This window comes from Streptomyces zagrosensis (genome assembly GCF_014203645.1).
GTDB classification, from domain to species: Bacteria; Actinomycetota; Actinomycetes; order Streptomycetales; family Streptomycetaceae; genus Streptomyces; species Streptomyces zagrosensis.
This window is the reverse complement of record NZ_JACHJL010000029.1, coordinates 14,408-33,707: the sequence shown is the minus strand read 5'-3', so window position 1 is coordinate 33,707 and position 19,300 is coordinate 14,408. Positions and strand designations below refer to the sequence as shown.

Here is a 19,300-nt window from a genome sequence, read left to right as displayed (position 1 = left end):
GGCTCGGGGTAGGGGCGTAGCACTGCCGTACGGTGGCTCAGCTCAGCTCAGCGTCAGCTTCCGGTCACCCGGAGGCTCCCTCACCACGGGCGTGCCGGTCGGCGGGAGCGGGGGCGGAAGTCCCGGGCAGTGCTACGTCAGGTGTTGCCGACGGTCGGAGTGTGAGCAGCAGTACGCTGACGATCAGGGCGCACAGGATGTTGATGTCCATCGCGACGGCGTACACGTGGTGGAAGGACGAGACGCTTTCGGGCACCGCGCTCGATGCCATGATCGAGGCCAGTCCGGCGACGCCGACCGCGCCACCCACCTGACGAACCGTCAAGGTCATGCCGAGCCCGCTGGCGAACGCGACGGGCGGCACTGTCTTGGCCGCCAAGGTGGAAAGGCAGGTAATCGCCAGGCCCAGGCCCCCGCCGCCGAGCAGTGAGGCAGGGAGCCACCCGCCCCAGAAGTTCGGTTCTGCGCCGAACAGGTCGGAGGCCCAGATCGCGTTGCTGCCCGCGAAGAGCAGGGAGCCCAACACCGCCACCTTCACCTGGGCCGCCGGGGCGGTGACGCGGCCAGCCGACAGCGAGCCGACCATCGAGGAGACGGCACCGATGCTCAGCGCACCGGCCGTTTCCAGGACCGACCAATGCCACACGGATGCGGCGAACAACGGGGCGGCCAGCATCCAGGCGAACATCGTCATGTTGAGCATGCCGAGGCCGAGGTTGGCGATCTTGTAGACGGGGCTGCGCCAGACCGCGATGTCGATGGCCGGAGCCTGGTGCGTACGCGAACGCAGGACGGTGCCGACGATCAGCGCGATGCCGACGACGCCAAGCCCGATCGTTCGGGCATCCCCCCAGCCCCATGCGTCTCCCTCGGTGAGCGCACTGACGACACCGGCGATGCCCAAGGCGAGGGCGGCGCTGCCCACCGGATCAGGCAACCGCTCACCGGAACCACGCAGGTGCCTCGGCAGGGCCAGCAGGCCGCCAATCAACAGCGCGGTACACAAGGGCAGGTTGATGTAAAACACCGATCGCCATCCGAAGGCGCGCAGGAGTAGCCCCCCTACCGCCGGTCCGATCACGGCCGAGAATCCCGCCACCGCGGACCAGGCGCCTACCGCACGCGGAATGTGCTCGCGGGGTGTCGTCGCCAAAATCAATCCCAGTGCGGCGGGAATCATGCCACCTGCCGCCACCCCCTGGACGAATCGCGCGGCAATGAGCCACCAGACGGACGGTGCCACCGCGCACACGAGTGAGGCGATCGAAAAGCCGGCGAGTGACCAGAGAAAGACGGCCCGCCGGCCGACGCTGTCCGCGACCCGGCCGGCGCAGGCCAGCGTGGCGGCCAACATGACCGCATAGCCGCTGACGACCCACGTCATGTTGTTGAGCGTGGTGTGCGGAAAGTCATTGAGAATATCGGGAAAGGCGATGCTGATGATGGAGAGGTCGAGAAACGCCAGAAAACTGGCGCCGCTACAGAGCACAAAGACGCGAGATCGGTCCGCTGCGTCGCGCTTGCGCTGCGGCTCGACCGAATCGTCGGACATGGGCCGATCCCCTCATCAGGATGGGTGGGTCGCGTTCGTGGGAATAACTCGGTGGTGGCATGGTGAGCTGGTAGAGCCGGACGAGTTCGGCAACAGTAGGCGCCGATGTGAACTGGGCCTTAATAAACGGCATTCGGTGCGAGTAGGCGACTCAGGCGCCCACTACGGCCGCGGTCATCTCCACCTCCCTAAGTCCCCATGCCGCCGCATAAGGACCGCAGGCGCTGGGCTGTCGCAGCCAGGTGACATACCATCAAGTGCGGAGCTACAGCGGCTACTTCGAGTCATCTGGGGGACCTCATATGGCCTACCGGCGTTTGACGCAGGGTGAGTCTCCGGCACCAACAGGCAGGCAGTCAATGCCAGGCAGCGCGGTTCGGTGATGAGGGCGATGGCGCTTGTGTCGGATGATGATGACGCTTGTGCATATGACTCGCGCATGTGATGACAATCACTTGAGGTCTACGAAATAATCTACGTATCGTGCCTTGCGGTGGGCCACCCACATGCTGAGCATGGTGAACGTCCAGCGTGCACCGGCGGATGCCGCACATGCAGCGCATCCCGTACTTCGTACTTCGGCCTTGGCGGCGCAGGCCGTTGGTCTATGGCTGTCGATGGGGCTGTTGAGTAGGTAGGAATCGGTGCTGGGTCTGGGGGGACTCTGAAATGGGCGCGGGGGCGGCGGACGCCCCGTTTTGATCTCGATGCCGGTACTCGCGGGCCGCGATGCGGCACGATATGCACCTGATGTGACACGGGCCAGGTCGGCTCAACTACCCCTCGACGTCGCGCGAGTTGAAGCGGTAGGCGCTGCCATTACCGCGGAATAGATGCGCGTTGAACGAACGCATGAGAGATGAACTCGGGGAGACGGGGCGATGACTTCTTTGAATTCCATCTTGATCGGTAGTGGGAGTGTGCTCGCGCGTTGCGGCGACATTCTCCTATCGAAGGGGCACCGGATTAGGGCGGTGGTGACCGGTGACTCCGTGGCACGTTCTTGGGCGACCAAGGCAGGAATCGCCCACCATGAACTCGGCGAGGCCGTCGCCCGTGCGCCGGAACTGACCTGCGACGTGCTGTTAAGCGTCGGCAACTATGCACTCGTACCTGACGCGTTGCTGGATTGCGCGCGGCGCGCAGGTGTCAACTACCACTACGGTCCGCTGCCCGAGTATTCGGGCCTGCACGCGCCGTCTTGGGCCATCGCCGATGGTGCGAGCGAGTACGCCATCACGTGGCATCGGATGGGCAGGCTGGTCGATGGTGGCGACATCCTCAAGCGCGTCCCGGTACGCATCGAGCCCACTGAGACGGCCCTGTCGCTGGGCTTGAAATGCGACGAGGCGGCCATCTCCAGTGTGGCCGAGCTGATGGAGGAGATCGCAGCAGGCCGCGAGACGGCGACGCCCCAAGACCTCACGACGCGCCGCTACTTCTCGCGACACACCCAGTTCGCCGCCGAAGGACTGATCGACTGGCGGCAGGGTGCCGAGCGCATCATCGCCCAGATCCGCGCCACGGACTACGGCCCCTTCGGTAGCCCCCTGGTGTGGCCCAAGGTGTGTGTCAACGGCCGCTTCTTCGCCGTCCGCGAAGCCCGCATCGGCAACGCCGCGACAGCAGGCGCGGTGGCAGCGGGTGCCGTGGCAGGCAACGTAACGACCGGCAGTGCCGCGGCCGATGACGCCACGGCATGCGACGTCGCTCCCGGCACGGTCGTCTCCTGTGACGACGCGTCCGGTGCGCAGATCACCACGGCCTCCGACACCATCTATCTGACCCGCCTGAGCACCTTGGAAGGCGATCCGCTCACCGGCGGTGACCTCGCGTCCACCGGCGGCATCGCGCCCGGCATGACGCTGACCACCCCCGCCGACGCGATCGCGGCCCGCCTCACCGAGGCAGGCGTCAAGGCATCCAAGGCAGGCACCCACTGGCGCGAGCGCTTGATCGCGGGCAGCGACCCGTACCGCCTTCCCTATCCGCCGCCCAAGCCCGGGGAAGAACAGGACACCTCGCCCGTCACCGTTCAGGTCCGCCCGACGGCCCCAGCGGGCCAAGAGGGCGACAAGGCGTCCTTTGCTGCCTATCTGGCCGGCGCCTTGGCCGTATTCCTCAGTCGGGCGACCGGCAAGCAGGACATCCACCTCGCGATGGCTGCACCTCGCGATGACATCGACGCGGACTATCAGGACCTATTCGCCTCCTGGCTTCCCCTCTTGGCTCATATCGACGACGGTAAGACCATTGCGGAAAACATTCGGGCCCTCGGTCGGGAGTTCATGCTCGGTCTGGGGCGCGGGTGGCTTCGCCGCGATGCCATCGGTCGCGATGACGTTCTCCGACGCCTTTGGGACGACGGCGCCCTGACGCCGGATGTGTTGATCACCTGGGGCGGCCAGACCCTTACCGATACGGCACACCCATCGTCCGGCACCGGCCACGGGCCACGGCTGGAACTCGACGTTCAGGACGACGCCGAAACGGTGGTGCTCCGCTATGACGCGACGCGCATCTCCCGTCAGGACGTCGCTCAACTGGCAGACCAATTCGGCACCTGGTGTGAGCGACTGCCCTCTATGGAAGACCGGCAGCCGACTTCCGTGGACGCCATCGCGGCCCCCGAACGCCGGGCTCTGATCGGGGATTTCGACGCCACCGCAGACGCAGCCCTCTTGGGGCATTGCCTGCATCGCCGCTTCGAAGACGCCGCCCACACCCATGCTGCGCGCACCGCGTTGGTGTGCGCGGACTCCACACTGACGTATCAAGCACTCAATTCCCAGGCCAACCGTCTCGCCCATGTCCTGATTGATCGCGGCGTCGGTCGCGGCGACTTGATCGGGGTAGCGCTGGATCGGTCCATTGACTTGGTCGTGGCCTTGCTGGCGGTCCTGAAGACGGGCGCGGCCTATGTGCCGATCGATCCGACCTATCCGGCCGCCCGCATCCGCTTGATGAACGACGTTGCCGATCTCAAGCTGATCGTCACGCCCGCCGCGCCCCCCGCCAGCCTTTCGACCTGGGCCACTCGCTGCTTGAGCGTTAACGAGGTGCCGGCGCACTCCGACGCGCACGGCGACAATCCCGAGGTTGCGGTGTCCGCCGACGATTTGGCGTACGTCATCTACACCTCTGGTTCGACCGGCCACCCCAAGGGCGTCGAGATCCGTCACGGTGCGTTGTGCAACTTCCTGTCCTCGATGGAGCGGCAGCCGGGTTGCGATGGCACGGACCGGCTTCTTGCGGTCACCACCGTTTCCTTCGATATCGCGGTCCTTGAGCTGTTCTTGCCGCTGCTGTGCGGCGCGACCACGGTCATCGCCCAGGCCCATGAGGTCATCGACGCCAAAGCGCTGCTCGCGCTCCTGGAGCGGCACGCGATCACCATGATGCAGGGCACCCCCGCCACCTGGCAGTTGCTCCTCGACTCAGGCTGGCAGGGCACGCCCAGGCTGTCGAAGGTCCTCTGCGGGGGCGAAGCGTTGCCCCGGCACCTGGCGGACCGGCTGCTCGCGGTCGGTGACTCGGTGTGGAACATGTACGGCCCGACAGAGACCACCGTATGGTCGAGCATCTGGCAGGTGCGAGAGGGCGGCGATATCGTCATCGGCGATCCGATCGCCAATACCCAGCTCTACGTACTCGACGACGAGCTATCGCCAGTGCTGCCCGGCTTCATAGGCGAGTTGTGCATCGGGGGCGCCGGAGTGGCGCGCGGTTACCACAACGACCCCGAGCAGACCCGACTGCGTTTCGTGGCCAACCCCTTCCACGACGGCATGCTCTACCGCACCGGCGATCTGGCCCGCTATGTCGAACCCGGCAAGCTGAGCCTGCTCGGACGCAACGACCGGCAGGTCAAACTGCGGGGCCGCCGCATCGAGTTGGGCGATATCGAATCGGCCATCCTCAGTCACGAGGACGTGAGCCGCGCGGTGGTGGTCGGCCATGACGAGCAGTTGGTCGCCTACTGCGTACGCGACGCCGCACCAGCCACCGATTCGGGTCAAGGCCAGGCCGACCAGAGCGCGGCCGTGGCGCAGTGGGCGGGGGCCTGGAATCTTGCCTATGAGACCGAGGCCGCGGACCCAGAGTTCAATGTGGTGGGATGGCGCAACAGTTACGACGGGCAGCCCTTCTCCGCTGCCGAAATGCGCGACTGGCAGTCGAGTTCCGTGCGCCGCATCTTGTCGTACGCGCCGCACAACGTGTTCGAAATCGGGTTCGGCAGCGGTCTGATGTTGTTCAGCCTCGCGCCGCACTGCACCACTTACCACGCGGTAGACGCCTCCGAACAAGCCGTGGCAGTCACCCGCGCACACCTCACCTCCCTGCCGCATGTGACCTGCGAACATCGCTCGGCCCATGATCTGCCCGAGGTGGCCGAAGGCGCCTTCGACACCATCGTCATCAATTCGGTGGCCCAATACTTCCCCACCGTTGACTATCTGACCTCGGTACTGGAATGGGCGACCAAGGCGGTCGATACAGGCCGCGTGTTCATCGGTGACGTACGCGATCTATCGCTGCTGAACGTCTTCCACGCCGACGTGACGCACTTCCGCGGCAACGGCGACATATCCGACGAGGAACTGGCCCGCCACGCGAAGCGAGCGATGCGCTCAGAGCGCGAATTGGTGGTTGCCCCCGACTACTTCGCCAACCTGCCCAGCCTCTTCCCCCGCATCAACCGCGTCGATATCACCTTGCGTGATGGCCACTACGTCAACGAGATGACGCGCTACCGCTTCGACGTCACGCTCCATATCGGTGCGGGCGACCAGACCCCCGCCCCGGCGCCGACCACCGAGAAGAACTGGCGCGAGGACCAACTCGACATGGCGTGGCTGCGCGAGACGTTGAGCACGCACAGCGATCGGCCCCTGCGCCTGACCGACATTCCCAACGGCCGGCTGGGCGAGGTGCACCGCCGTATCTCGGCCGCCTTGGACGACGCCCCGCAGGCGCCCGCGTCGTGGGTCGATCCACAGGACCTGGCAGACCGTGCGAGCGAGGCCGGCGTGGAGCTGGCCCTGCTGCCCAGCCGCTCCGGCGACAAGTGGAGCTTCGACGCCCTGTTCTGGCACCCGGGTCAGACCCCGGATCTGGGCCTGCGCCCCGCGGAGGCCATGGCGCGCGACGCACTCGCCCCGTACGCGAACGTGCCCGCCGTGGGCGAACCGTCCAAGGTCCACCTCGGCCGGGTGCTGCGCCCCTGGCTAGCCGGGCGCATACCGGACTATATGGTGCCCGCCTTCATCGTGGAGCTGGACGCGTTGCCGCTGACCCCCAACGGCAAGATCGACCGCAAGGCGCTGCCGGACCCCGTGGCGGAGCTCACCCCCACGGCCAAGCCGGCCACCGAACTCGAACGCGACATCGTGGCCGTGTGGACGGATGTGCTGGGCCACGACCGGATCGGCATCAACGAGAACTTCTTCGAAATCGGCGGCACCTCACTGCGGGTCGTGCGCGTACAAACCCAGCTCGAAGAGTTGCTGGGACGCCCCATATCAGGGCCCAAGCTGTTCGAGCACTTCACCGTCAGGGCCCTTGCGGCCTACCTGGCCGGCGGCGACACCACCAGCCCCGCCATCGTTCCCGCGCGCCGCCCCGCCAGCCACGATGAGCCCATCGCCATCATCTCCATGGCCTGCCGGCTGCCCGGAGACGCCAACTCTCCGGAAGAGTTCTGGGAGTTGCTGGCACGCGGCGGCGATGGGATCGTGGACGTACCGGCGGATCGCTGGGACGCCGCCGCGCTGTACGACCCGGACCCGGAGGCGACCGGCAAGTCGTACTGCAACCGAGGCGGCTTCGTCACCCCCATCGACCTGTTCGACGCCCCCTTCTTCGGCATCTCGCCCCGCGAGGCACGGTCGCTCGACCCGATGCAGCGCATGGCGTTGGAAACCACGTGGGAGGCGTTCGAGCGCGCCGGCTACACCGTGGAGCAACTGCGCGGCAGCCAAACGGGCGCGTTCATCGGCGTCGGCAAGACCTCCGCGTACCACGAATACGGTCTCACCCTCGCCGGCGGACTGTCCGACCTGGACGGATATGTGGGCCCGGGTTCCGCCGGTGGCACCATGTCCGGCCGGGTGTCCTATGTGTTTGGTCTGCAAGGGCCCACGCTGACCCTGGACACGGCGTGTTCGTCCTCGCTGGTGACCACCCATCTGGCCTGCAACGCGCTGCGTAACGGCGAGTGCGACATGGCGGTGTCGGCGGGCATCAGCCTGATGCTCTCGCCCGAACTGCACGTGGAGTTCAGCCGGCTGCGGGGCATGTCGGCGGACGGCCGCTGCCGGTCCTTCTCGTCCGACACCGATGGCACCGGCTGGAGCGAGGGCTCCGCCGCCGTCGTGCTCAAGCGGCTGTCCGACGCGCAACGAGACGGCGACCCCATCGTGGCCGTGCTGCGCGGCACCGCCGTCAACCACGACGGCCACAGCGCCAGCCTGACCACGCCCAGCGGCCCCGCCCAGCAACGCGTCATTCGCGCGGCACTCGCCGCATCGGGGCTCCAGCCCGGCGACATCGACTACCTGGAGGCCCACGGCACCGGCACCAAGCTGGGCGACCCCATCGAGGGCACGGCCCTCGCGGAGATCTTCGGCGGCAGCCGCCCGCAGCCGCAGGCGGAGCCCCTGTGGGTCGGTTCGGCCAAGTCCAACGTGGGCCACACCCAGGCGGCTGCCGGCCTGGCCGGGGTGATGAAGGTCGTGCTCGCCATGCAGCACGACCTGCTACCCCGCACCCTGCACGTCACGGAACCCACCCCGGCGGTGGACTGGAAGGGCGCCGGGATGGCGCTGGTGCAAGAGGAGCGTGCCTGGCCGGCGAAGGACATCCCGCGCCGCGCCGGCGTCAGCTCGTTCGGTATCGGCGGTACCAACGCACACGTCATCGTCGAGGAGCCGCCGAAGCCCGCGGCCGATGCGGCCGACGCGAGGGCGCTGGCCCCGCTGCCGCCCGCGGTGCCGTTCCTGGTGTCCGGCTACACCGATACCGCCCTGCGGGAGCAGGCGGAGAACCTGCACCTGCACCTGGGCATGAACATCCACGACCGCATCGGCGATGTGGCCCGCTCCCTGGCGACCACCCGCAGCCACTTCCGCAGGCGCCTTGTCCTGATGGCCAAGAACAAGGCCGAACTCCTCGACCACTTGGCCTCCTTCGCCCGCACCGGCGAACTTCCGAGCGACGCGGTACGTACCGCAGACCTCGACGGGGACTCCCGCCTGGCCGCCCTGTTCACCGGCCAGGGCAGCCAGCTGCCGGGCATGGGCAAGGACGTGTACGACGTCTATCCCGTCTTCCGTGCTGCGCTTGACGAGATCGCGGCCCACTTCACCGAGCTGGAAAGGCCCCTGCTCGACGTCATGTGGGCCGAGCCCGACAGCGCCGACGCCACCTTGCTCCACCGCACCGACTTCACCCAACCTGCCCTGTTCGCGCTTGAGGTGGCGCTGTGGCGGCTGTGGGAGAGCTGGGGCGTGCGGCCGGAGCTGCTGCTCGGCCACAGCATCGGTGAGTACGCCGCCGCCCATGCGGCGGGAGTGTTCGACCTGCCCGACGCCTGCCGCCTGGTGGCAGCGCGCGGCCGGTTGATGCGGGCCCTACCCGGCAGTGGCGCGATGGCCTCGCTGGAATGCAGCGGCGAGGAGGCGGAAGCGGCCATCGAGGCCCTGGGCCGTACCGGCACGATCCACATCGCCGGCTTCAACACGCCGACACAAACCGTCGTGTCCGGTGACACCGACGCGGTGCAGGCGGTGGCGGCCCACTTCGTGGAGCGCGGCCACAAGGCCAAGGAACTGACGGTCTCCCACGCCTTCCACTCGCACCACATGGACGGCATGCTGGCCGCATTCCAGGCCGTGGCCGCCACCGTACGCTTCAACCCGCCCAAGCTCGCACTGGTCAGCGGCCTGACCGGTGAGCTGGCCAGGCCGGGCGAGCTGGAGCGACCCGACTACTGGGTGCGCCAAACACGCGGCGCCGTGCGCTTCAGCGACGGCATGCGCACCATGCACCAGCAGGGCGCGAACATCTTCTTGGAGCTGGGCCCGCAGCCGGTCCTGTCCGGCATGGGCGCGGCATGCCTGACCGACCAGGGGCCGATTGCCTGGCTGCCGTCGCTGACCAAGGCCAAGAACGGCGCCTCGGTCATGGTGCGTAGCCTCGCCGAGTTGCACGTACGCGAGGTGTCGATCGACTGGCGGGGCTACTTCGCGCCCTTCGGTGGCGAACGGATCGCCCTGCCGACCTACGCCTTCCAGCGCGAGCGCTTTTGGTTCGACCCGCCCGTCTCGCGGACGATCGGTGCCGGCCTCAACGACACCCACCACCTACTCCTCGGCGGTGGCATGGACGTCGCCGGCACCGAGATGTCCGTGTTTACCAACGTGGTGGGGGCCCAGGAACCGAGCTGGGTGCAAGAGCACAAGGTCATGGACGCCGTGCTCATGCCGGGCACCGCGTTCTTCGAGGCCATGAGCGCCGCGGGGGGCGCCAGCGGCGCTGGCGAGTGTGACCTGGCGGACGTCGTCATCCTCGCGCCCCTGGTGCTCGCCGCGGACCTGCCGGTCCGGCTTCAGGTCACGGTCAGCGCGGCGGTCGGCGACGCCCGCCCGGTCCATGTCTACAGCTCTCCGGAGGGCCAGGACGGCGGCTGGCAACTGCACGCGCAGGGCCAGCTCATACCGGCGCACACCGAGCCCGCCGCCGACGTCACCCTGCCGCCCAGCGGCGCCGAACCCATCGACGCGTCCGCCCTGTACCGCGACCTGGCCGCACTCGGCTACGGCTACGGGCCGACCTTCCAGGGCATCAAGGAGGCTTGGCACATCGGGGACGAGGTATGGGCCAAGGCAGCGCTGCCGGAGAGCGCGGAGCAGTCCGCCAGCCACTACGGCCTGCACCCGGCCCTGCTCGACTCGGCCATGCACTCCCTGCTGCTGACCCAGCGGCTACAGAACACGACCGGCGACGATCTGTTCGTGCCGTTCGAGGCCGAGCGCCTGACGCTACGCGAGAAGGGCCTGTCGGAGATCTGGGTACGCGTCGCCGACTTCGAACTCGGCGACGGTGAGTTCTGGGCCTCGCTCGACATCTACAACGCCGAGGGAACCAACGTCGGCCGGCTGCACCGCCTGCACGCGCGGCGCGTGGACCGGGCGGTGTTGCGCCGCCTGGCCGCGGCCGGCGTGGAGCGCTTCCAGTTCGACGTCAACTGGCGACCGGTGCACATTGTTGACACTGCCAACACTGCCAACACTGCCAACACCGGCAACCCCGGCACCACTGCCCACACTGCCGACATCGAAATCGGCGGCTCCTGGGGCATGCTCTGCCCGGCCGGCGACGTGACATGGGCGCGGGAGGTGAAGACCGCCCTGACCAAGGCCGGTGTCCAGGTCATCAAGATCACGGACCTCGAAGACGCCGAGGACCTGGACGGGCTGATGTGCCTGTGGGACTCGGATGCGGACGTACGGTCCCAGGCGCACGACTTCACCGCCAAGGCGCTCACCCAACTCCAAGAAGCGATCAAGACCGAGTTCCGGGTCCCCCTGGTGTGGATCACCCGGCAGGCGGTGGGCACGAGCGCCGACGACCCGGTCACCGGGCTCGGCGCAGGACCCCTATGGGGCCTGATGCGTACCGCCCGCAACGAACACCCCGAACTGGCCCTGCGCCTCATCGACCTCGGCGATGCGGCGGCGGACCGCAAGGCCATCGCCACGGCGCTGATGCTGGAAGCCGAACCCGAGTGCGCCCTGCGCTACGGCGACGTGCTCGTACCGCAGCTTCTGCGGGTCGGCTCGGCCAAGGACGTGGCGCTTCCCACCGAGGGCAAGTGGCAGTTGGAGATCGCCGCCAAGGGACGCCTGGACGAGCCCTTGCGGGTCACGGCCATGCGGGAGGTGGCGGTGGCCGCGGGGGAGATCCGCGCCGAGGTGAAGGCCACCGGTGTGAACTTCCTCGACGTACTCAACGCCCTGGGCATGGTGGAGATCCCGGCATTCGGCCTTGAGTTCGCCGGTGTCGTCACCGAGGCGGGGGCCGACGTCAAGCATGCGAAGGTCGGCGACCGGGTCTTCGGACTGGCCCGTGGCTCCTTCGCCTCCGAGGTCGTCATCGACGCACGCCGCGTGGTGCGCATCCCGGACAACCTCGACTTCGAGGAGGCCGCCACCGTCCCCATGACGTTCCTCACGGCCTGGTACGGCCTGCATGAACTAGGTGCCCTACAGCCGGGTGAGCGCGTACTGGTCCACGCCGCTGCCGGCGGTGTGGGCATGGCGGCCGTGCAACTGGCCCAGCTGCACGGCGCCGAGGTCTACGGCACCGCCAGCGAGCCGAAGTGGTGGGCGCTGCGGGAAGCGGGCCTGGCCGACGACCACCTTGCATCCTCTCGTGACCTGGGCTTCGTCAAACATTTCGGCCCGAGCCTGCCCAGCGGGCGCTTCGACGTCGTACTGAACTCGCTGGCGACCGAGTTCATCGACGCGAGCCTTGGCATGCTGGGCGACGGCGGCCGATTCCTGGAGATGGGCAAGATCGATCTACGGGATCAGTCCTGGATCGACGAGAACCACCCGGGCGTGACCTACACCGTCTACAACCTGCCCGAGGCCGGCCCCGACCTCATCCACACGATGCTGGTCTCCATCGCGGGCCTACTGGGCGAGGGCAAGCTGCGGCCCCTGCCGCTGCGCACCTTCCCCATGACGCACACGTCCGACGCGCTGCGCTTCATGGCCGGGGCGCGGCACGTGGGCAAGGTCGTGCTGGTCCCCTCGGAGCAGCAGCGGTTCATTACGCCGGACGGCGCGGTGCTGGTCTCCGGCGGTCTCGGTGACCTCGGCCGGCGCGTGGCCACCTATCTGGCCAGCACCCACGGCGTGCGTGACCTGGTGTTGGCCTCGCGTCGCGGCATGGAAACGCCCGGTGCTCAGGTGGTCGTGGACGAGTTGGCCGAACTGGGCGCGACAGCCACCGTGGTGGCCTGCGACGTGGCGGACCTCGACAGTGTCACGTCGATCATGGCCATGTTCGGTGCGGACCGGCCGCTGCGCGGTGTCGTCCACGCGGCCGGCGTTCTTGACGACGGCGCCCTGACCACCTTGACGCCGCAGCGGTGCGACGGGGTCTTCTTGCCCAAGCTGGACGGCGCCTGGAACCTGCACCAACTCTCCCAGGGCGCAGAGTTGGACTTCTTCGTGATGTTCTCCTCCATAGCGAGCGTCATGGGCGCACCGGGCCAGGGCAACTACGCAGCCGCCAACGCCTTCCTCGACGCACTGGCGCACCTGCGCCGCGCCAAGGGGCTGCCGGCCACCTCGGTGGCGTACGGCCCCTGGGAGGGCGAGGGCATGGTGGCCGGACTCAGCGACATCGACCGCCTCCGCTTCGCCCAACTCGGCCTGGACCGGCTCGCGCCGGAAGAAGGACTGGAACTGTTCGAACTGGCGGTCACCAGTGGCCGCGCGCTGACCATGTCCGCCGCCTTGGACGTGAGCCGCGCACAGCACTACTACGAGGAGCGGGGCGGCCTACCGCCGCTGCTTCGCGCGCTGGCCACCAGCACCGCAGCCGGGCGCTCCGCCGGCGGCTCGGCGGCCACGGATCTACGCAAGCTGCTTGGCGAGGCCGCGCCCGATGAGTACGCGGCCGTGGTGCTGCACGCGGTACGGGACCAGGTGTCGAAGACCCTCGGGTTCTCCTCACCGGATGACGTGGATGTCAGCCTGCCGCTCCAGGACATCGGCATCGACTCGCTGACCGCGGTCTTGATGCGTAACCAGTTGGCGGACCTGACCGGACTCGCACTGCCCGCCAAGATCGCCTTCGATCACCCGCACCTCAAGGCGCTCGCCGATTTCCTGCTGGCCAGGCTCGTCGAAGCAGGAGTGGACGCGCCGGCCGAACAGGCGCCCAAACCGGCGCCAGCACCGGCCACGGCGGTCGATACCCCAGCCATGGCCCTCGACACCTCGGGCCTGGACATGTCGCTGGCTCACAAGGGGCTGCTCCACCCCGACCTGCGATTCGACAACGCCGATGGGGCCTTGGCGCGCCCCGAGTCGATCTTCGTCACGGGCGCGACCGGATTCGTCGGCGCCTTCTTGCTGCACGAGCTGCTGGAGTCGGGCGTCATCGCCTACTGCCTGGTACGAGCGGAGGACCCAGGCCAGGCCATGCGGCGCCTGACCACCACGCTCGACGGCTACGGCCTGTGGAAGGAGGAGTACGCGCCGCTGCTCAACCCGGTCGTGGGCGACTTGACCCGCCCCCTGTTCGGGCTCGACGAGGATGCCTTCGACGAGTTGGCGGACCAGGTGGACGCCATCTGCCACTCCGGGGCCCTCGTGGACTGGATGCGCCCGCTGGAGGACTACATCGGCCCCAACGTGATCAGCACGCACGAGGCCCTGCGCCTGGCCGCACGGGGCCGCGGCAAGGCCGTCCACCTCATCTCGACCTTCGCCACGCTCCCCAAGTACCTGGGGTACGAGGTCACCGAGGACGCCCGGGAATACGGCTACATCACCTCCAAGTGGCAGGCGGAGCACATGGTGGCGGCGGCGCGCTGGCGCGGCGCCAAGGCGTCGGTATACCGGCTGCCGTTCGTGGCGGCCTCGACCCGTACGGGCCACTTCCGACTCGATCGCGGCGACTTCTTCCACAATCTGATCGTCGGCGGCATCGCCATGGGAAGTTTCCCGTCGCTGAACGCCGACCTCACGGCCGTGCTGCCGGTGGACTACCTGTGCCAGAGCGTTGCCAAGGCGATGACCGACGACCTGGCGCGTATCGGCAAGGACTACGACTTCGTCAACGCGCAGGCGCCGGCCTTCGACACCTTTTTCGGCCTGGTCGGGGCCGCCAGTGGCGGGGCACAGATCGTGCCGTTCGACACATGGCGACAGCAGGCACTTGCCTACGCCGACGCCCATCCGACGAGTCCACTGGCGCGCATCGCGGCCTTGGTGGATGACCTTACGGAGGAGGGCCTGGTGGATATGTTCGCGGCGCTTCCCGTGGGTGAGGGCGTATTCGGGCGAGCCGACTATCCGTCTCCGCCGGTCGATGAGCAATTCGTTCAACAGTACGTGGACTGCATCAATGCGGCGTACCCAGTGGAGAGGTGAGTAGACCGCCATGAGCAACGCAACCGTCGAAGACGAGACCCCGGTGACGGGCACCTACCAAAAGACCGGCACTTTCCTGCACACATCCGCTGCCGCGCACGCCCAGCAGCTGGCCCCCGTTCTCGACAAGTACCCGGTGGACCAGGGCGAGATGGAATCCCGGCTGCCACCGAGCCGGACACTCAACCCGAGCCGCTTTGTGCCCGAGGTGCAGCCCACCCAGGTCGTCCCGATGAACCTGGACGCCGATCTCGCCGAGAACCTGGCTCGCCAACTACGGTGCCAGGCCATCATCCAAGGAAGCTTCGCCGAGGCCTCACTCGGTGCCTACTTCCCCGTCTCCACCATGTTCGAGAACTGCGTCCTGTTCGTGCCGTCGGCCAAGCGCTTCTACGACCTGAACCAGGACATCGTGCAGGAGCACTTTCCCGAAGTTGAGACGGCGGTGGTCAACGCCTTCATCGTGCCCGCCGAAAAGCGGCCATACGGCACCCACGCGGCCAGCAGCATCGCGCTGCAAATCCCGTCCCTGGTGAAAAAGCAGCTCGGCTTCCCCACCGAGTACCGCAGCTTCCACACCGCGCTGACCCCCACCCCCCTCGACCGACAGCCCTTCGTCATCTTCGAGGAAGCCGAAGTCGAGGCACCGAACCTGCAATACGTCTACGAGAAAATGCTGGAGTACGGCCTGGACGGCGAGGAGAAGGCGGCGGTTGACAAGGCCCTGCACCTCTTCTTGGAAGGCAAGCTGTCCGAACTCGACCTGCCCACCGTGCGCGACTTCCTCATGGCCAAATACTGGGAGAAGCGCTACGCGGACACGCCGTCCCCTGGGTACTACTGCGACTCTCGGGTGGGAGACGCACTGGTCTTTGACAACTACCGCGCGCACGCGGACGGCACCTTGCCGATGACGTCGAAGGACCGGTTGACCATCGACCTACGATGCTTCAACCGGGTCCACTACCCGCGCGGCATGGCCAGCGGACTCGATTTCATCGTTGACCCCGAAGAGCGCGCCTACCAGACCAAGCGCAAGTGGGCGTCCATAGAATTCCTGCTCGCCACGCTCGGCTATGAGAGCGTTGACGAATTCCTGCGGACGGTATTCGGCACCAGCGTGCGCGCGGATTCCATCGATCCGTTCGGGCTCATGACCGACCTCCAGTTCGGCATCTACAACAAGTCCGAGTACCACCTGTTGGACCAGAACCTCGATGACCACTACGAGCGCGTGGAGCGCCTGTACGAACGCATCGTGAAGGACGGGGAGTACGTACTCCCTGACCGTGCGCGCAACTGCCTCAACGCGCTGTCGAACTAGGAGGGTACGCACCATGAGCCACGCCGAGGCAATGCCCGACCTCGTACGGGAGTTCTGCAAGGTCACCAGGCTTCCGCACGACCCGTTCGCCAAGGAATTCCTCAATCGGTGCCGCTCGCACACCATCAAGGTGAACGGAAGGTTCTACAAGTTCTTCCAGAGCGGCAAGGGACCGACCGTACTCCTTGTGCACGGCGTCAACGCCAACCTGGGCAGCATGGTCACCATGGCCGATGAACTGCTGGGGCAGGGCTATCGGGTGGTGCTGTTCGACGTGGCCGGCCACGGGGAGGCGCTTGGAGCGGCGGCGGTCGATCCGGGCGAGATACGTGACCTGCTGCGCGGCATCTACGACCGGATCGCTGACCTGCACGCGGTGATCTGCCATTCCATGGGCGGGTTGTGGGCCCTGTCGGCATGGCACGGCGAACTGAACGCCAAGGCGCTGGTATCGATTTCGTCCCCTGCGAGCATGATGTTCCTGGTCGAGAAGTTCGCCGAGTTGCACGCACTGGAAGGCGACCAGGTCCAGGAGTTGATCGGGCAGATCGGAAACTGCTTCGGCAAGGACGTGTGGGCCACATACTCGCCAGCGGAAGTCGTCAAGACGATCAACGTGCCGGGGCTGATCATCCATGGAGCCGCCGACGCGTATGTACCACCTGCGCACGCCAAGGACCTCCACGCCGGCTGGCCGCAGGCGAACATGGAACTCATCGAAGGCGCAGGCCACTTCGACATCATGGAGTCACTACAGGTACGGAGCCTGGTCTCCGCCTACCTGAGGGAAGCGCGATAGGACACGGGTCCGGCTCGTCGGCCGGTCGGCGTACTGAGGAGTCACACGACACATGGACATGACGGAAAAACTGCGGCAGCTCGCCTTCACGCCGATGCGCACCCAGCGCCCCAGCGCGACTAAGGAAATCCTCAACCAGGCTTCAACCGAGGCCGAGGTAGTCGATGGCAACAAGGTGGTCCATTACGTCTGGGGCGAAGGCCAGCGCCGCGTCCTGCTGGTACATGGCTGGTCGGGCAACGCCGGGCACGTCGCCGTACTGGCCGACGCTCTCGTGAGGGCGGGATGCACGGCGGTCATCGTGGATCTGCCCGGCCACGGCGAGTCGGAGGGCAAGGAGTCGTCGGTCATCCACTTCGCCAAGGCGATCGAGGCCGCGAACGACCGATATGGCCCCATCCACGCCGTCGTCGCCCACTCGCTGGGCGCCGCCGCCACCACGTATGCGATGTCTCGCGGACTCGCTGTGAACAAGGCCGTGTTCTTCAACCCGATCAGCAGCTATACGACCCTGTGGCGCCGCTCCAGGGAAGTGATGCAGGTCCCGCCGGAGACGATCGCTGAGGTCAGGGCGCGCGCGGAGGAATGGTTGGGCGTCAAGTTCGACGACATCGAGCCGGTGACCGCGGCGCCCGGGTTTTCGAGCGAACTACTGATCGTCCATGACGAAGACGACACGGAATCCCCCGTGTCGGACAGCGAGGCGTTGGTGAACGCGTGGCCGCGGGCCGAACTGGTCAAGGTCGAGAACCTGGGCCACACCCGAGTCCTGCGCGATGAGGGCATGGTCCGGCGCACGGTCGACTTCGTGACGGGTGCGGAGGGCGTGCTGCCGAGCCCGTGAGGGACGGTACGCGGTGGGGTGTCCACGTCGCGGGGGCGTGGCGTCCGTCGATGCGGGATAGCGGGGAGGCCCGCGGCCATACCGAACGATGGCCCCGCCACTCCTTAGCGGGGAGTGGCGGGGCTCTTGGCGTTGGTGGTTCAGACGCCGAACTCGTCGGCCTTGACCCCGGCGAGGAACGCCGACCAGGCGGGCGCGGTGAAGCTGAGGGCGGGGCCGTGGGGGTCCTTGGAGTCGCGGACAGGGACGACACCGATCGTGGCCGCGTGCGCAGGGGCCCACTCGATGCAGTTGCCGCCACCGTTGGAGTACGAGGACTTCCGCCACTGGGACGGGCTGATGTTGTTCTTCATGGGATCTCTTTCGCGAGCCGTTCCAGAATCTTTGGGGTGTCCACGTCGCGGGGGCGTGGCGTCCGTCGATGCGGGATATCGGCGAGGTCCGCGGCCATACCGAACGATGGCCCCGCCACTCCTTAGCGGGGAGTGGCGGGGCTCTTGGCGTTGGTGGTTCAGACGCCGAACTCGTCGGCCTTGACCCCGGCGAGGAACGCCGACCAGGCCGACGTGGTGAAAGCGAGGGCGGGGCCGTGCGGGTCCTTGGAGTCGCGGACGGGGACAGTGCCGTTCGTTGCCGCATGGATCGGAGCCCACTCAACACAAGCGTTCTCCATGCCGCTGTAGGAAGACTTCACCCACAAGGTGTCCGGAATCATCATCCTTTGTACTCCCTCAAATAGGTGCGGATCAGCTCCACAGACTCCAGCGGGGGAAGCGCTTGAGAGCGGGCCACGTCAAATCGATCTTGCAGGTCCATCACTTGACGCGGCACGTCGATCGCTACCCCAGTGCCGAAGCTTTCCACAAGGCTCCGAGTGACGCCGTTGGCCTTGGTCAACAACGTCAGGCTACCGCTCATCAGTGGATGGAACGCTTGCCCGAACGGCAAGATCTGGACACGCACTCGCTCACTTACGCTGCCGATGACACGGTCGAGTTGTTCGATCATGACGCGCCGATTCGTCGTCGGTCGTTTCAGAGCGCTCTCGTCCATGATCGACCAGAAAAGTGGCGGATCGTCGCGCGACAGGACCTTCTGTCGGTCCATGCGAGACGCCACGCGCGTTTCCATTTCACCCAGCAGGTCATGGGGAAGCCCGGCGGCCAGTACCTCGCGAGCGTAGTCCTCGGTCTGGAGGAGTCCCGGGATCAGGCTGCTGGTGAACACCTCGATCCGTAACGCCTCCGCTTCCGTCGTTTCGAACTCCTGCGAGTAGGGCGCTACCAGGGAGTTCATTGACATTGACAACAGATCGCAGAATAGGCCGCCGGTGCGTAGATGAACGTCCAGCGCTTCCGCCAGGGCCTCCGAGGGAAGCTGCTCATGTCGCTCCACGCGCGCGATGTATGAGTACGGATAGCCGATCTGCTCAGCGAGGGCGCGCTGTGTGATCCCAGCCATCTCTCGAACGCGCCGCAGGTGTCGGCCGATCAGGACGTGAGGCGTCAACTTGTCGTCGTCTTCGTGTAGTTCCACTTTGCGTCACCCCATCGTGTTCCTGAGACCAGGCAATCGTTGGTCTCCGGATCAGCGTGGACCCTTGACGGTC

8 protein-coding genes are annotated in these 19,300 nt (G+C 67.0%); 4 read left to right on the top strand and 4 right to left on the bottom strand.

Features of this window, described 5'->3' with window-relative positions; all coding sequences use genetic code 11:
* Positions 1-64: 64 nt before the first annotated feature.
* Positions 65-1,552, bottom strand: a complete 1,488-nt coding sequence (locus FHS42_RS33385; protein WP_184579593.1) for an MFS transporter — start codon at positions 1,550-1,552, stop codon at positions 65-67.
* Positions 1,553-2,433: 881 nt separating this feature from the next.
* Here FHS42_RS33385 and FHS42_RS33380 point away from each other — a divergent pair.
* From FHS42_RS33380 to FHS42_RS33365, 4 genes are read left to right on the top strand one after another with little or no spacing between them, the layout of a single operon-like run.
* A complete protein-coding gene (locus tag FHS42_RS33380; RefSeq protein ID WP_184579590.1) occupies positions 2,434-14,724 on the top strand; it encodes a polyketide synthase in 12,291 nt (4,096 codons plus the stop codon).
* A gap of 10 nt (positions 14,725-14,734) precedes the next feature.
* On the top strand, positions 14,735-16,048 hold the full coding sequence (locus FHS42_RS33375; RefSeq protein ID WP_184579588.1) for a hypothetical protein: 1,314 nt from the start codon (positions 14,735-14,737) through the stop codon (positions 16,046-16,048).
* A gap of 13 nt (positions 16,049-16,061) precedes the next feature.
* On the top strand, positions 16,062-16,847 hold the full coding sequence (locus tag FHS42_RS33370; RefSeq protein ID WP_184579586.1) for an alpha/beta fold hydrolase: 786 nt from the start codon (positions 16,062-16,064) through the stop codon (positions 16,845-16,847).
* Positions 16,848-16,899: 52 nt separating this feature from the next.
* Positions 16,900-17,691 (top strand): alpha/beta hydrolase, encoded by a 792-nt coding sequence (locus FHS42_RS33365; RefSeq protein WP_184579584.1) that lies wholly within the window; start codon positions 16,900-16,902, stop codon positions 17,689-17,691.
* Positions 17,692-17,831: 140 nt separating this feature from the next.
* Here the strand turns inward: FHS42_RS33365 and FHS42_RS33360 are convergent, their stop codons facing one another.
* The 3 genes from FHS42_RS33360 to FHS42_RS33350 all read right to left on the bottom strand — a co-directional run bounded on the left by FHS42_RS33360 (position 17,832) and on the right by FHS42_RS33350 (position 19,227).
* A complete protein-coding gene (locus FHS42_RS33360) occupies positions 17,832-18,044 on the bottom strand; it encodes a DUF397 domain-containing protein (protein ID WP_184579582.1) in 213 nt (70 codons plus the stop codon).
* A gap of 158 nt (positions 18,045-18,202) precedes the next feature.
* Complete coding sequence (locus FHS42_RS33355; protein ID WP_184579580.1) at positions 18,203-18,409, bottom strand: DUF397 domain-containing protein; 207 nt, start codon at positions 18,407-18,409, stop codon at positions 18,203-18,205.
* Entirely contained in the window at positions 18,406-19,227 is an 822-nt protein-coding gene (locus tag FHS42_RS33350; protein ID WP_312867149.1) for a helix-turn-helix domain-containing protein, read from the bottom strand. The genes FHS42_RS33355 and FHS42_RS33350 overlap by 4 nt, the downstream gene beginning before the upstream one ends.
* Positions 19,228-19,300: the final 73 nt, after the last annotated feature.